The organism is Lactiplantibacillus sp. 3062 (genome assembly GCF_055413545.1).
In genome coordinates this window covers 322476-336764 of record NZ_JBVAYE010000003.1, presented here as the reverse complement: position 1 = coordinate 336764, position 14289 = coordinate 322476, and the positions used below count along the sequence as shown (strand labels likewise).

At 46.1% G+C, this 14289-nt stretch carries 13 protein-coding genes; 12 read left to right on the top strand and 1 reads right to left on the bottom strand.

From position 1 onward, the window contains the following. The first annotated feature begins 7 nt into the window (after positions 1 to 7). From ACWQAU_RS07585 to accA, 8 genes are all read left to right on the top strand, one after another. On the top strand, positions 8 to 2857 hold the full coding sequence (locus ACWQAU_RS07585; RefSeq protein WP_011101067.1) for a sigma-54-dependent transcriptional regulator: 2850 nt from the start codon (positions 8 to 10) through the stop codon (positions 2855 to 2857). A gap of 70 nt (positions 2858 to 2927) precedes the next feature. Further along, complete coding sequence (locus tag ACWQAU_RS07580) at positions 2928 to 3347, top strand: PTS sugar transporter subunit IIA (RefSeq protein ID WP_003640913.1); 420 nt, start codon at positions 2928 to 2930, stop codon at positions 3345 to 3347. Beyond that, complete coding sequence (locus ACWQAU_RS07575) at positions 3344 to 3862, top strand: PTS sugar transporter subunit IIB (protein WP_003640914.1); 519 nt, start codon at positions 3344 to 3346, stop codon at positions 3860 to 3862. The genes ACWQAU_RS07580 and ACWQAU_RS07575 overlap by 4 nt, the downstream gene beginning before the upstream one ends. Before the next feature lie 163 nt (positions 3863 to 4025). Continuing rightward, positions 4026 to 4997 carry a ketoacyl-ACP synthase III gene (locus ACWQAU_RS07570; protein ID WP_003640915.1) on the top strand — a complete coding sequence of 324 codons (972 nt, stop codon included), beginning with the start codon at positions 4026 to 4028 and terminating at the stop codon, positions 4995 to 4997. A 10-nt stretch (positions 4998 to 5007) separates the two neighbouring features. Continuing rightward, positions 5008 to 5409, top strand: coding sequence for an acetyl-CoA carboxylase biotin carboxyl carrier protein (locus ACWQAU_RS07565; protein WP_079111770.1), 402 nt, complete (start codon positions 5008 to 5010; stop codon positions 5407 to 5409). A gap of 2 nt (positions 5410 to 5411) precedes the next feature. Then, entirely contained in the window at positions 5412 to 6734 is a 1323-nt protein-coding gene (locus ACWQAU_RS07560) for an acetyl-CoA carboxylase biotin carboxylase subunit (protein ID WP_015379847.1), read from the top strand. Next, a complete protein-coding gene (locus tag ACWQAU_RS07555) occupies positions 6731 to 7534 on the top strand; it encodes an acetyl-CoA carboxylase carboxyltransferase subunit beta (RefSeq protein ID WP_003644983.1) in 804 nt (267 codons plus the stop codon). The genes ACWQAU_RS07560 and ACWQAU_RS07555 overlap by 4 nt, the downstream gene beginning before the upstream one ends. After that, positions 7527 to 8300, top strand: a complete 774-nt coding sequence (gene accA, locus ACWQAU_RS07550; RefSeq protein ID WP_027821470.1) for a carboxyltransferase subunit alpha — start codon at positions 7527 to 7529, stop codon at positions 8298 to 8300. The genes ACWQAU_RS07555 and accA overlap by 8 nt, the downstream gene beginning before the upstream one ends. Before the next feature lie 67 nt (positions 8301 to 8367). Here accA and ACWQAU_RS07545 read toward each other — a convergent pair whose 3' ends face one another. After that, positions 8368 to 9561 carry an LCP family protein gene (locus ACWQAU_RS07545; protein ID WP_003640920.1) on the bottom strand — a complete coding sequence of 398 codons (1194 nt, stop codon included), beginning with the start codon at positions 9559 to 9561 and terminating at the stop codon, positions 8368 to 8370. A gap of 309 nt (positions 9562 to 9870) precedes the next feature. On the opposite strand from ACWQAU_RS07545, the gene ACWQAU_RS07540 reads away from it, so the two are divergent. The 4 genes from ACWQAU_RS07540 to ACWQAU_RS07525 all read left to right on the top strand — a co-directional run bounded on the left by ACWQAU_RS07540 (position 9871) and on the right by ACWQAU_RS07525 (position 14230). Continuing rightward, positions 9871 to 10833 (top strand): AEC family transporter, encoded by a 963-nt coding sequence (locus tag ACWQAU_RS07540; RefSeq protein ID WP_003643925.1) that lies wholly within the window; start codon positions 9871 to 9873, stop codon positions 10831 to 10833. A 432-nt stretch (positions 10834 to 11265) separates the two neighbouring features. Further along, entirely contained in the window at positions 11266 to 12291 is a 1026-nt protein-coding gene (locus ACWQAU_RS07535; protein WP_003643926.1) for a DMT family transporter, read from the top strand. A 149-nt stretch (positions 12292 to 12440) separates the two neighbouring features. After that, positions 12441 to 13118, top strand: a complete 678-nt coding sequence (locus ACWQAU_RS07530; RefSeq protein WP_021356512.1) for a 2,3-bisphosphoglycerate-dependent phosphoglycerate mutase — start codon at positions 12441 to 12443, stop codon at positions 13116 to 13118. A gap of 419 nt (positions 13119 to 13537) precedes the next feature. Continuing rightward, positions 13538 to 14230: a matrixin family metalloprotease gene (locus tag ACWQAU_RS07525; RefSeq protein ID WP_003640924.1), complete on the top strand. Its 693-nt coding sequence runs from the start codon at positions 13538 to 13540 to the stop codon at positions 14228 to 14230. The last annotated feature ends 59 nt before the right edge of the window (positions 14231 to 14289 follow it).

Sequence of the window (14289 nt, the reverse complement as noted above, 5' to 3'; positions counted from 1 at the left end):
GGCGAAGTTGACCAGAAAATCCAAGATTTGTGAATACGTCCGTCAACATAGCGATCGACACGGACTGACGACGGAAATGGTAGCGACCGCTTTAATGATAGCGCGTTCAAACGTCAGCAAGGAATTAAATGCACTGGTGCGAGAAGGCCAGTTGCACAAGCTGACAGGGCGGCCTGTGCACTATGTTCCGGTGAATGCAACAGCCACAACGGCCACAACAACTAGTGGCGTAGCGAATGGAGCGACGACAGAGCGAATACCGACAGCGCCCGTCGCGACGTCTGTGCCTAAACCGGTTGTAAATGATATATTTGCCAGCATGATTGGCTCGCATGAGAGCCTTGCTAATCAAGTGGAACAGGCGAAAGCGGCCATTCTTTACCCACCGCGGGGATTAAATACATTAATCATTGGCCCGACTGGTTCTGGTAAAACTTACTTTGCAAACGCCATGTATCGTTTTGCGGAAACCCAACAAGTCTTAACGAACCCGCAAGGCCTGATTACGTTCAATTGTGCCGATTATGCGCATAATCCGGAATTATTGATGTCGCATTTGTTTGGTTATGTTAAGGGGTCTTTTACAGGTGCTAATGAAGATAAGGACGGTTTGATCCAAGAAGCGGATGGGGGCATGTTGTTCCTAGATGAAGTGCACCGTCTACCACCAGAAGGTCAGGAAATGATTTTTTATTTCATGGATCACGGGACTTATTCACGACTCGGTGAGACGGCGAAGAGTCACCATGCCAATGTCCGCTTAGTTTGTGCAACGACCGAGGACCCAGAAAGTACCCTACTGCAGACCTTTGTTCGGCGAATTCCGATTACGATTCAGCTACCAGCGTTCAATCATCGCTCAGCCAAGGAACGTTTAGAATTACTGAAGGCATTATTGTCATTGGAAGCTAATCGAATCAATAAACAGATTCGGTTAACGGAGGACGTGGTGCAGGCCTTACTTGGCTCAGTCACATTTGGGAACGTCGGTCAGTTGAAGTCGAACATTCAGCTGGTGTGTGCCCAGGGTTTTGTCAATAGCATCGAAAATGACAGTGAAATCACAATCACGATGGATGATTTGCCACAAAATATCCGTAGCGGTCTCATGACAGTAGCCTCTAACCGTCACGAACTGGGGGCCATCTCTGAGTTGTTGGACCCGGTTCTCATCGTGAAGCCAAATGATGGTCCAACGCCGCTTCGTAATAAGAACGATAATTATGAATTACCATATAATTTATATGAGATTATTGGTGATAAAGCAGCGTTACTCCGACGGGAAGGCCTTGATAAAGAACACATCAATCGTTTCATCACGACCGATATCAATGTGCATTTAAAATCATTTTATAAACAAAATCAGTTAGAAGTTTCACCAGAAAACAAGTTAGCCGAGATCGTTGATCAGGACGTCATTGATTTTACCAAGACGGCGCAGATGACGGTTCAAGACATGCTAGGTTATAATTTCAAGGATAACTTTATTTACGCTGTGAGCTTGCACGTCAGTTCCTTTATCAAACGCATCCAGGCAGGCAAGCCCATGCGTCAAATGAGTTCGGATATGTTAGCGATGGTGCGTGAATATCCGGCTGAAATCAAAGCAGCGGAGGCGCTCAAGCAAGGATTAGAGGAACGGTATCATTTACCGATTCCCAAGTCCGAAGTTTATTATCTGGCCATTTTGCTCATCTCGTTAAAATCGATGCAGCTTAACGGCAAAGTTGGCGTGTTGGTGGCAGCGCACGGGATGAGTACCGCGTCTTCCATGGCACAGGTCGTCGGACAATTGTTAGATGATTATGATGTTCAGGCTTTCGACATGCCTCTCGATATGGACCCGAGTGTCGCCTATGATCATGTCAAGCGACGAGTAGAAAAGCTTGATTCTGGGAAAGGAATTTTGTTACTAGTCGATATGGGGTCGTTAACGACCTTCGGGGAACGAATTCAGCAGGAGACGGGAATTGCGACGCGAACGATTGACATGGTGACCACGCCGGTTGTTTTGGAAGCCGTTCGGAAGGCTAGCCTGGTCGATAGTGATCTGGATTCTATGTATCAGGAGCTCGTTGGTTTCAAAGGTTATTCGCGAATTTCACGGAACCTACCAACGGATAGTCAGCGCGCAACAGTCAAGCCCGCCTTAGCGACGGATAAGACGGCACAACGGGCGATTATTGCAATTTGTGCGACCGGCGTTGGGACGGCTGAACGTATCAAGTCAATTTTAGACAGTTTATTAGCTCAAAACTTTATCGAAGGTATCACGGTATTCCCAATCTCAGTGGTCGAAATGAAGACACGGATACAACAAATCAGTCAAAATTATCAAATCATTGCGGCAACTGGGATTACAAAACCCGAATTAGACGTCCCTTTTATTTCATTGGAAGAATTGCTACAAGGTGGTGGCGAAAAGTTTATTGATCAGTTAGCGACGGGGATCGATTCGCCACAGACCATGGCGGAAGAAAGTCAGCAGTTGACACCGGAACTCTGCGAACGGTACTTAGGCGATTACTTCACGTTTTTAAATCCTAAGAAGTTAACGGGAATTTTATGGGAGTATAGCGAAGTGATTGCGACGCACTTGGATGGTGTAATGACGAATGCTTTTCGCATTGATTTGATTATGCACTTAGCGGGTGCGCTAGAACGAACGGCCATCAAAGATGAAATTTCGGCACCCACCGAAGAGATGCCAGACATTATGGCATCGAAGTGGTACCCACTTGTGCAACAGGCCAATCAGCAATTGACAGATCAACTACAGTTAACCTTCTCAGATGCTGAAAATTATTATATTGTGCAATTATTGGAGACTCATCAGGCAAAGGTCGCGATGAGTTGATACACTAACTTGGCATGCTTTTTGCATGTATCTTATTGAGTAGATTTAACCGACTGAGGAGGGAAAGTAGATGTTAGCATTTGTCGTTGTCAGTCATGGGAGTTTTGCGCAGGGCGTTGTCGATTCATCCTACATGATCTTTGGCAAGCAAGATAAGGTCCAAACGGTTACCTTTCAACTGGACGAAGAACCTAATGAATTAGCTGATAAATTAGCTGCTGCGGTTGCCAGATTTGACGCGGATGATCAAGTTTTATTCTTGGTTGACCTATGGGGCGGTTCGCCATTTAACGCCGCTAGTCGGATCGTTGCCGAACATACAGAGCGCATGGGTCTGATTACCGGTCTGAATCTGCCAATGCTGATTGAGGCTTACACTGTTCGTGATAAGCCAATTGATGAGGTGATTGCCCACCTTGAAGAGACTGGAAAGATTGGGATTAAGCATCTCAAGTTGTTACAGGACGATGGGGAAGATGAGCCGCTATGACGATGGATATTCGTTTAGCACGCATTGATAGTCGGCTACTCCACGGGCAAGTTGCCACGGTGTGGACCAAGACGGTCAGTCCTAACCGTATTTTGGTCGTCTCAGACGAAGTTGCCCAGGATGCACTTCGCAAGATTCTAATTGTGCAAGCCGCGCCCCCTGGTGTGAAAGCTAATGTGATTACAGTTGACAAAATGATCGAGATTTATCAAGACTCGCTATTTGATGAAGTAAAGCCACTAATCCTAACTGATACGCCCCAGAACATGGCGCGCTTAGTAGCGGGGGGACTTGATTTTAGCAAAACGGGCATTGATATTGGTAGTCTAGCTTTTTCAGCGGGCATGGTGATGGTCACCAATGCTATTGCAATCGGTCAAGCCGAAGCACGGGCATTATATGCGTTACAAGCAGCGGGATTAAAGGTGTTTGCGCAGAAAGTCCCGACGGATAAACGGGTTGATGTGATGCCGCTATTAGCTAAAAATGGCTTTATGGCGCCAGATAAGTATTAACAAAGTTATGATGGACAGTGGTGTGTCGGTTATGGGCACCACTGTTCTTTCATTTTGGCTAGGTTTCTAAGGATTTACCAAAAATACAGCCGTAAACTTTGACGGATAGGCTTTTATTGATAAAATTAAACTAATCGAAACGGAAAGTAGCGGGGGTTTAAAAATGCCAACTTATACAAAATTAACCGCCATGGGACAATATGTTCCGGGACGCGTTGTTGATAATGACGAATTAGCAGCCATTATGGACACTAGCGACGAATGGATTCAGGCGCATACTGGGATTAAAACCCGACACTACGCGATGAATGATGAAAACACCTCGGATTTAGCCACCCAGGTCGCCCAGCAGTTACTACAAAAAAGTGGTTTAGCTGCCAGTGCCATTGATTTGATCCTAGTTACGACAATTACGCCCGATGCCTTAACACCTGCGACGGCTTGTTTAGTGCAAGCTAATATTGGCGCTGATAATGCGTTTGCGTTCGACCTGAGTGCAGCGTGTGCTGGGTTCACGTTTGGCCTAGCAACGGCTGACAAGTTTATTCGCAGTGGGCAATACCAAAATGTGATGGTGATCAGTGCGGAAGTTAATTCCAAGATGATGGACTTTCAAGACCGGACGGCAGCCGTCTTCTTTGGGGACGGTGCTGGTGGCGCGTTATTACAAGCTACTGACAATCCAGATGAAAACAGCTTGATCGCTGAGAAATTAGAATCGCAAGGAAACGCTACGGTCATTCACTCTGGACGAGTACGGCCGATTACTGAAGTTGCCGCAACGAACTACCCGCAAACGGATGCGTTTTACCAAGTTGGACGGGATGTTTTTCAATTTGCCACGACGGTTGTTCCAGAACAGATGCGTGGGTTAATTGCGAGTGCGCAACTGACACCCAGTGATTTACAATACGTGATCTGTCATCAAGCTAATTTACGGATCATTGAAAAAATTGCGGCTAACTTGGCGTTACCAATGACGAAGTTTCCACATAATGTTGATCATTATGGTAATACGTCCTCAGCTGGGGTGGCAATGGCCTTAGCCAATGTTTTTGATACCTTAACTGGGCCAGTGTTGTTAACAGCATTTGGTGGCGGGCTAGCATATGGCTCAGTCTTGATCAAGAAGTAGGGGTGTGCAGATGGAATTAAAAGATTTAGATCGATTAGTTGAGAAATACGCGCGACAGGGTTATCAGCAAATTCGCGTTAAAGCCGGCGACTTGGAGATTGAAGTGACAAAACCAGCGTTAGCTTCAGAAACGGTAACTCCCGTAGCCGCTACGCCTGCCAGCATAGTTGCGGAGACTGAAGATGAAGTCGTTACACTGCCGAGTCCGATGGTCGGGGTGGTCCACTTGGCACCAGATTTAAAGGGTGGTCAGTCACTAACAGCTGGTCAAGAACTAGGCCAGATTGAGAGTATGAAATTATTCAATCCATTAGTTAGTCCGACCGATGGGACGTTAACAGCAGTACTAGTTGCTGACGACGCCACTGTTGAGTATGAACAACCGTTATTTACAATGCGAAAGGATCGGTAGCTATGTTTCGCAAGCTGTTAATCGCGAATCGCGGTGAAATTGCCGTACGGATTATCAAAGCCTGTCAACAATTGAATATTCAGACGGTCGCCGTTTGCTCAACTGCTGATCGGCATGCGGGTTACACACAATTAGCGGATGAAGTGGTCTGTATCGGACCTGCAGCTGCCAGTGGATCGTATTTAAATGCCGAAGCGATTCTAATGGCTGCAATTAATACGCACGCCGATGCGATTCACCCGGGATATGGTTTTTTAGCTGAAAATGCGGATTTTGCCGCCATGTGTGCGGAATGTGGCATTGCCTGGATTGGCCCGCAGACTGAGCAAATTAAGTTGATGGGTGATAAGGCCCGCGCTAAGGATTTTGCACGGCAACAAGCCGTTCCGGTACTAGCAGGTCAATCATTACAGGGCTTAGCATGGCCGGATATTAAACACGCGGCCGCCAAGATCGGTTTTCCGCTAGTTTTGAAAGCCAGTTATGGTGGCGGTGGCAAGGGTATTCGAGTTCTTACCGACGTTCATGAACTCCATCAACAATTGCGGGCTGCGCGTCAAGAAGCTGCTGCGTCCTTTTTGAACGATGCGATGTATTTAGAGCAATTTCTGACAACTGCCCGCCACATTGAAGTTCAAGTCCTCGGCACGGGGACGAAATTATTCATTCTTGGTGATCGTGACTGTAGCCTCCAATTGCACAAGCAAAAGGTTCTCGAAGAAAGTCCGGCAAGTATTTTGACTGAGACACAACGCCGGACCTTATACGATCTGTCCCGGCAGTTATTAGCGGGTACACATTATCAAAGCTTGGGCACAATTGAATACTTATTTGCGGATGGTCAGTTCTATTTCATGGAAATGAATACGCGTTTACAGGTTGAACACGGGGTGACAGAATTAACCACCGGAATTGATATTGTGGCTGAACAAATCAAACAGGCGGCTGGCGTCACGGTTGATTTTCCAGAGCATGTTGGCTTGCAGCCCAAGTGTACGGCGATCGAAGCTCGATTGACCGCGACCTTACCGGTTAAGCAGACGCGGATTGAAACGCTGAGCTGGCCAGCCGATGTACGAGTGGATACGGATTATCATCAGGGCGATCGGCTAGTAACCATGTATGATGGTTTAATTGCCAAGTTGATGGTCACCGGTGCGAACCGTCAGCAAGCCGTGCGCAACTTACAACGGGCCTTAGCGCAAGTAACATTGACGGGACCCACGACGAACTTAACTTTTCTACAGCAAACGGTGGCCCGGCCCGCCTACATTCATGATCAGTACACGATTCACAGTCTAGCACGTTGGGAGGCGTCGAAATGAGTCATTATCCAGCTTCTGGGACCTGGCAAGCCTGCCCTAAGTGCGGTCGGCACGTCCACCAACGTCAATGGGGCACTTATCAGCAATGTCCTTATTGTCACTATTGGCAACGATTGACGACGGCGCAACGATTAGAACAACTCGTCGATGAAGGGGCGTTTCAGCCGTTGACGATGACTGAGCGGCCTGTCAATCAGCTGGGGTTCCCGGACTATACGAACAAACTGCGGCGGGCTCAACGCCAGACCGGGTTAAACGAGGCTGTTGTCTGTGGAACGGCCCTGATTGAGCAACAACCCTGTATCTTAGCAGTGATGGATAGTCATTTTATGATGGGGACGTTAAACACGGCGGTCACACGTCGCTTATTGCATGCTAGTGAACAAGCGCGGGCCCAACGGCTACCACTGATCATTGTGACCGCCTCAGGTGGTGCTCGGATGCAAGAAGGTGTTTATGCCTTGGTCGGAATGAATTTGATTCTGGCAGAATTAGCACGGTTAGCAGCAACGCCGTTACCCTTGATCACAGTGCTGACAGATCCCACTATGGGGGGCGTATCGGCGAGTTTTGCGTTTAAGGGTGACCTGATTATCGCAGAAGCGGGTGCTAAGATTGGCTTTGCCGGAGCCCGGGTCATCCAACAAACTTTGCCTGTCAAGCTGCCGGCGGATTTTCAAACGGCGGATCAGCTGTTTAAAAATGGCATGGTGGATGCAGTTGTTGAACGACCTCAATTGCGGTCAACGCTAGGACAAGCATTAGCGAATTATGGGATTGGGAGGTCAGCCCATGGATAAACGATTACAGCGATTACGGGCGGCTGATCGGATCAGTGCGCCGACTATCATTCAAGCGTTATTGCCGACAATGACGCAACAACGGGGAGACCGTTTATTAGGTCAGGATGCGGCTTTAACGGCTGGCTTTGGGCGCACTGCCACTGGTCGCCAATTAGCTGTTCTGGGCGTTGACCGGGGTGTTGATATTGCGAGCCGGCGTCGAAAAAACGGGGGAGCATTAACTGTTCCCGGCTATCGCACGGCGTTAAGAGTCGTAACCCATGCGGCTAAATTTGGGTGGCCGGTCGTTAGCTTAATCAATATGCCAGGTGCTGATGCGAGTCCCCGATCGGAACGCTATGGTCAGAGTCAGGCCATTGCGGACTTGATTGCGGCGACTGGTCAGCTGACCGTACCGAACGTTGTTGTATTTCTCGGTGAGGGCCATAGCGGTGGGGCGTTAGCCTTTGCCAACGCCAACCGCATTATCATGCTAGATGATGCACTTTTCAACGTTGCTTCTCCCGAGGCAGTCACAGCGATTTTACATGGGCAACAAACTAGCAGTGACGCCATCGATTTATTACCAATGACAGCTAGCGCTTTGCAGTCGCGCGGCTTAGTTGACCTGGTTATTGACCATCAGGATCAGACATTAGTCGCTGCGATCAACCAGGCGATTGAGACCCAACTTGCCGCACTAGAAGCATTGCCGGCACCGAATCTAATTGAACAGCGCGAAGCAAAGTTTCAACACTTTTTACAATCTTGGCCGGTCAATTAAAAATAATCATCAAAAAATGGGCTTCTCAGAATTTTTATTCTGAAGAAACCCATTTTTTAATAGTTGCTTAGTACTGATTAGTCGTGGTTTGATCTTGAGTCGTGGTCTGGTCCTGCGTCGTTGTATCTTGTGTCGTACTAGTGCCATAAGTAGTGGTATCACTAGACGTTGTGGTACTTGATGAACTTGAACTGGAACTTGAGCTACCCGTTGTAATTGAAGCTGTCTCAGAGAAGACTGACTCTGTTAAATTACTGTTTGAGAGTCCCAGCGCTTTACGGATGCGCTTCGAATTCTTGTAACGTTCTGACGAAGAGGCAACTTGATAAGAGAGCCCATCGATCGTCGCGTCAGTACCTTGAACGGTATATGATTTGGCATGGTGAGACGCATTCTTGTACTTCGTATCGAGTGCGACCATGTCATTCCAAGTTAAGTCGGTGCGCATGTTCTTAGCGAGTTTTTTCGTAATCTTTTCAATATTGGCAATTGACCCAAGTGAGTTAGACTGACTAACCATGGCCATAATAACCTGCCGTTGCCGTTTTTGACGACCATAATCACCCTGAGGATCGTCATAACGCATCCGTGAGTAATCAAGTGCCGCTGCACCATTAAGTTTGATCTTAACGCCCTTCTTAACGTTGGCATTACCGTATTTGAAAGTCAGCTTAGGTGTCACGGTCACGCCGCCCATCGCGTTGATGATCTGTTTTAAACCACCCATGTTCAGTAAGACGTAGAAGTCAATTGGAACATCCAGTAACTTCTCTACTGACTTGACGGCACCACTTGCGCCCCCAATGGTGTAGGCTGCGTTAATTTTTTGTGATTGCCCATCGATCATCACTTGCGTATCCCGTGGAATACTAGTGAGCGTCATACTTTCTTTTTTAGGATTGATTGTCGCAACAATCATGGTATCAGTCCGGGCTGAGAAGTCCTTGCCGCGACCTAGTGCACCAGTATCAGTTCCCAACAGTAGAATCGAGAATGGCTTGCCCTTCTTAATAACGGCATCAACATTCCGAAGCTTGGTCGAGCCGGTCGACTGGTAGGTCGTATTCATCGTATCCTTAGCGGCATTCCAGGTCTTGTAGCCCCACCAGCCACCCGTAACGATCAACAGGACAACGACGATTAGTAAAGTAATTAACCAAGGACGTTTTTTGTGTGGTTTCAAATGTGGGTTACGCTGTTGCTGTTCACGATAGCGGCGTTGGCGTGGTCCCATTTCATTATCATTGTTATTTTCTGACATATTCGTTCCTCATCACTTTAGATTTTTCCCTCAATAGTCATTTTATGACGTTTAGCAAATCATTGGTCCTTAAAGTTAGTAATTTAAAAAGATTTTAATAATCAAAAAATTACTGGCATCAGTAGTAACACAATTATAGAACACTATAAGTAATATTGTGACCGGCGTCAAACGTTTCCATCTATAAATTACGGTACAAGCCATCATAAAACAGTGGTATACTTGAATAATTCTCATTGAATTATTATTTTACATAGCTTGATGGCGATATTCAATGATGAGCAATTTGTTAAGAGGGGAAGACTGAGCGTGCAAATTTTACAGACATTCGTGCAGAGTATTCAAGGTGTCATGACGATCATCGTGATGATTGCAGTTGGTTACTTGTTGGCACGCTGGGGCTGGTTTAATGAAAGTGCGACTAAGCTGATTGCCCGATTGGTCACTCAAATTGCGCTACCAGCCTATATGATTGCAACGATCACAAAGCAGTTTACAGCGCATAAATTATTATCAACGTTGCCAGGATTACGTTTTCCAGTTCTTAATATGGCTATTTTGTTTGGCATTTCTTTCGGGGTGATGCGAGCCTTAAATATTAAAAAGAGTCATCGCGGCTTATTTGCCTCCATGTTTTTGAACTCCAATACGGTGTTTATTGGGCTACCGGTTAATCAAGCCTTGTTTGGGAATAGCGCATTGCCATACGTGTTAGTTTATTACATGGCCAATACCACCATTTTCTGGACGCTGGGCGTTTATTTGATTCAACGTGACGGTACTGGCACCGCTAAGTTTGACTTGAAGCAGACACTGACCAAGATCTTCTCACCGCCATTACTAGGATTTATGATTGGTGTCTTGCTTGTTCTAGGAAACATTCACGTTCCAAAATTCTTGATGGATGATTTCTCATATATCGGCGGTCTAACGATTCCGCTGTCCATGATCTTTATTGGGATTTCAATGGCCAACGCCGGGTTAAGCAGCATGCGCTTCGACCGGGATAGCTTGGGAATTTTACTTGGGCGTTTTATCCTTGCGCCGGTACTGATGACGCTGATGCTTATTCCAATGTCGATTCCATTGGAGATGAAGCAAGTCTTCATTCTGCAGTCCGCGATGCCCGTCATGACGAACGCACCAGTTGTCTCCAAACTGTACGGGGCAGATGCCGATTATGCCGCGGTCATGGTGACAGAAACGACACTATTGAGCCTAATCGTTATTCCGATTTTGATGGTGATCGTTCAAGCCAACTTTATTCGTTAATTATTGTGTGACTTAAAATTAAAAGTACCCGAATGCGTGCCACTAGTGACAGGCGTTGCGGGTGCTTTTTTGCTGGTTATTAATGATGAAAACTCAATTTAGTTCGGTCAACAAGGTTTGACCAATTAGATACTTTCTGCTCAGGGCTGTCCCAACACGTCTCGCTGGTAGTTTTTGATGACAAGCTGATGAGTGCGTGCTGGATGATGGTTGAGGCGGCAAGATGCCATTGAATGGTTCAAGCCTGATGAAAATTGTTTTCAAAAGCAATTAAAAATTGAAAAAAATAACGCCTGATTCCGCGTTAAACGGCGTTTTCCCGTGGATAAAAGCGAGGTAGTATACTGAGCTGATTTGAAAGTCACGTGAAAATGGTGCTATACTGAGAACCGTTGCGTATTAAATTTTGATTAAGAAGGAAGCGAACGTTTCGTGAAGAAAGCATATCTTTACATTGCAATTTCGACCTTAATGTTTAGTTCGATGGAAATTGCGCTAAAGATGGCCGGCAGTGCCTTTAACCCAATCCAATTGAATCTAATTCGATTTTTTATTGGGGCAATTGTGTTACTGCCATTTGCATTGCGGGCATTAAAGCAAACCGGACGAAAGTTAGTGAGTGCTGACTGGCGGCTATTTGCTTTAACCGGGCTAGTGTGTGTCATTGTCAGTATGTCGCTTTACCAACTCGCGATTACGGTCGATCAAGCTTCGACTGTGGCCGTATTGTTTAGTTGTAATCCGGTATTTGCGCTATTATTCTCCTATTTAATTCTGCGAGAACGGTTGGGTCGAGCTAACTTGATCTCCGTCGTGATTTCTGTGATTGGGTTGTTGATCATTGTTAATCCGGCCCATTTGACGAATGGGCTCGGGCTGCTATTAGCCATCGGGTCTGCCGTGACTTTTGGGCTGTACAGTATCATCTCGCGTTATGGGTCTGTTAAACGGGGCTTGAATGGGCTGACGATGACTTGTTTTACTTTCTTTGCTGGTGCGTTTGAACTTCTAGTTTTAGCTTGGATTACTAAGATTCCGGCTGTCGCCAATGGGTTGACGGCCATCGGTTTGCGGCAATTTGCTGCCATTCCGGTTTTGGTGAATGTTAATCTCAACTATTTCTGGTTACTATTTTTTATCGGCGTTTGTGTTACTGGTGGGGGCTTCGCGTTTTATTTCTTGGCAATGGAACAAACCGATGTTTCAACGGCTTCCCTAGTATTCTTCATTAAGCCGGGGTTGGCGCCAATCTTAGCAGCGTTGATCCTCCATGAACAAATTTTGTGGACGACAGTGGTCGGAATTGTTGTGATTTTGATTGGTTCCGTCGTGACCTTTGTCGGTAATCGGTTCCGTGAACGGGATACGATGGGTGCGATTGAGCAGCCAACAGCGGCCGCCACTGATGATGAACATGTCATCAAAGCCGCGCACGCCGTTTCAAATCAAGAAAATTAATTAATCGTGGACGGTCAGGGTGATATTAATCAGCTTGACCGTTTTTTTGTGGCAAGTGCGTTATCGCACGTAACAGCTGGTTGTGACTTTGAAAAATGAACCAAATCGATTATCATAGGAAGTATTGAAGATAGTAGGTGGGAAAGAGAATGACAGAACTAGTATTGGTTCGCCATGGTGAGAGTACGGCCAATCGGGATAATACGTATACCGGTTGGAGTGACGTCCCGCTAACAGCAGTGGGTATTGCACAGGCTCATCAAGCTGGCAAGCGATTACGAGCTACGGGACTGCAGTTTGGCGCTGTGCATACCTCAGTCCTAAAACGGGCTATCGTTACCGCGAATATTATGTTAAGTGAAATTGATCAGTTATGGCTGCCTGAGTATAAGACGTGGCGGTTAAATGAACGACATTACGGTGCCTTACGTGGTCAAAATAAGGATGTGACTCGTCAAGAGTACGGTAAGGCGCAAGTTCAACAGTGGCGGCGGAGCTTTTATACGGTGCCGCCGTTGTTGACACCAGCTGAACTAGACCATGATCGACGTTACACCAAGTACGGTGCCGCCGTCGAACCGCGGGGAGAAAGCTTGAAGATGGCTTACGACCGCATCATGCCTTATTGGATCGATGAGATTGCACCGCGGCTGTTAGACGGTCAAAGCCAACTCGTGGTGGCGCATGGTAGTACGTTGCGTGCGATGATCAAATATTTAGAGCATATTAGTGATACTGGGATTGATGGTGTCGAAGTTGCTAACGGGGTGCCAATTTGTTATCACCTTGATCAGCAACTGCACGTTATCGGTAAAGAAGAGTATTAAATTTAGTAATAGTTCTCCTAAGCGGTACTTTTATTGAAAATAAGTGCTAATCTGGACTGCTTTTTTAGACCATTATCAGATTAATCGAGCCTGAGTTAAGAGCTTCAGCAGACGCTGAAGCTCTTTTTTTAGTTAAAGTGTTAAACAAATGCCCAGTATAAGTAATTATAATCATTGATAATAATTGCCGACGAGTACTCAAAAAATGATACAGGCTTAAAAAGTTGATATAACAGTGCTTTCATAACTGTTTGAGTTAATATAAATATTTTTAATGTAATAAAATCCTTCAGTTTTCATAAATAAATATAATATATAACTTGTAATAGAATGGTGAACGCTGTAACATATCAGTTGGACAAAGTTGCGATTTGGCGCGCTTGACAGCCAAAAATCTGATCAGAAAGCCGGGTAACGTTATGATGAAACATAAAAATTTATTATTATTAATTATAATGAGCTTGGGTTTCTGCGGGATGCTGTTGATGTTCGCGCCACAAATCAGTACGCTGATCAACCCGAATGCGTCGCGAGTTGAAGCGGATAAGGCTAGTGGTCACGATACGACGCATGATCAGGTCTACTACAATGATCAGATGGATAACTATCAATATGATTATATAAATAACGGGACTAAGGTTTTGAACTATAAGGCCCGTTTTAAGAGTCGGGTCATCACGTATCGGATCACGAGTGACAGCAAGGTGTATCGAGCGATTTGGCTACGAGCCGTGGAACGTTGGAATAACACTAACGCGGTGAGGTTAGTTGAGGCTAAGGACCAAGCGAAAGCCCAGATTACGTTGGGCGAGAGTGAAGACGAGACGGAGACGACCGGATCGGAAATCGGCCGGACTTGGCGGACGTACTATCAAAGTGGTTCGCAAGGAACAACTTGGATGGATTCGGCGAAGTGTGTGATTTATACGAATCGCTTTCCAGCCAGCAATCATTCGGTAGAATATAAGCTGTCCGTTGCGACCCATGAATTGGGACATGCACTGGGACTAGAGCACGAGAACAACAAGAGTGCGGTGATGTATTACCAGTCGCATCGAGCAGCACATATTACGACTCGTGAAATTAGTACGCTTAAACAGATGTATAAATAATTATAATAGTGATTGCTATAAGTAAACGTAATAATAAAAAAATCGACTAAACTCACGCG

Excerpts from the sequence above, each read along its gene's own strand:
- ACWQAU_RS07580 (WP_003640913.1), top strand. The coding sequence starts at position 2,928 with ATGTTAGCATTTGTCGTTGTCAGTCATGGGAGTTTTGCGCAGGGCGTT.
- ACWQAU_RS07575 (WP_003640914.1), top strand. The coding sequence starts at position 3,344 with ATGACGATGGATATTCGTTTAGCACGCATTGATAGTCGGCTACTCCAC.
- ACWQAU_RS07570 (WP_003640915.1), top strand. The coding sequence starts at position 4,026 with ATGCCAACTTATACAAAATTAACCGCCATGGGACAATATGTTCCGGGA.
- ACWQAU_RS07565 (WP_079111770.1), top strand. The coding sequence starts at position 5,008 with ATGGAATTAAAAGATTTAGATCGATTAGTTGAGAAATACGCGCGACAG.
- ACWQAU_RS07560 (WP_015379847.1), top strand. The coding sequence starts at position 5,412 with ATGTTTCGCAAGCTGTTAATCGCGAATCGCGGTGAAATTGCCGTACGG.
- ACWQAU_RS07555 (WP_003644983.1), top strand. The coding sequence starts at position 6,731 with ATGAGTCATTATCCAGCTTCTGGGACCTGGCAAGCCTGCCCTAAGTGC.
- accA (WP_027821470.1), top strand. The coding sequence starts at position 7,527 with ATGGATAAACGATTACAGCGATTACGGGCGGCTGATCGGATCAGTGCG.
- ACWQAU_RS07545 (WP_003640920.1), bottom strand. The coding sequence starts at position 9,561 with ATGTCAGAAAATAACAATGATAATGAAATGGGACCACGCCAACGCCGC.
- ACWQAU_RS07530 (WP_021356512.1), top strand. The coding sequence starts at position 12,441 with ATGACAGAACTAGTATTGGTTCGCCATGGTGAGAGTACGGCCAATCGG.
- ACWQAU_RS07525 (WP_003640924.1), top strand. The coding sequence starts at position 13,538 with ATGATGAAACATAAAAATTTATTATTATTAATTATAATGAGCTTGGGT.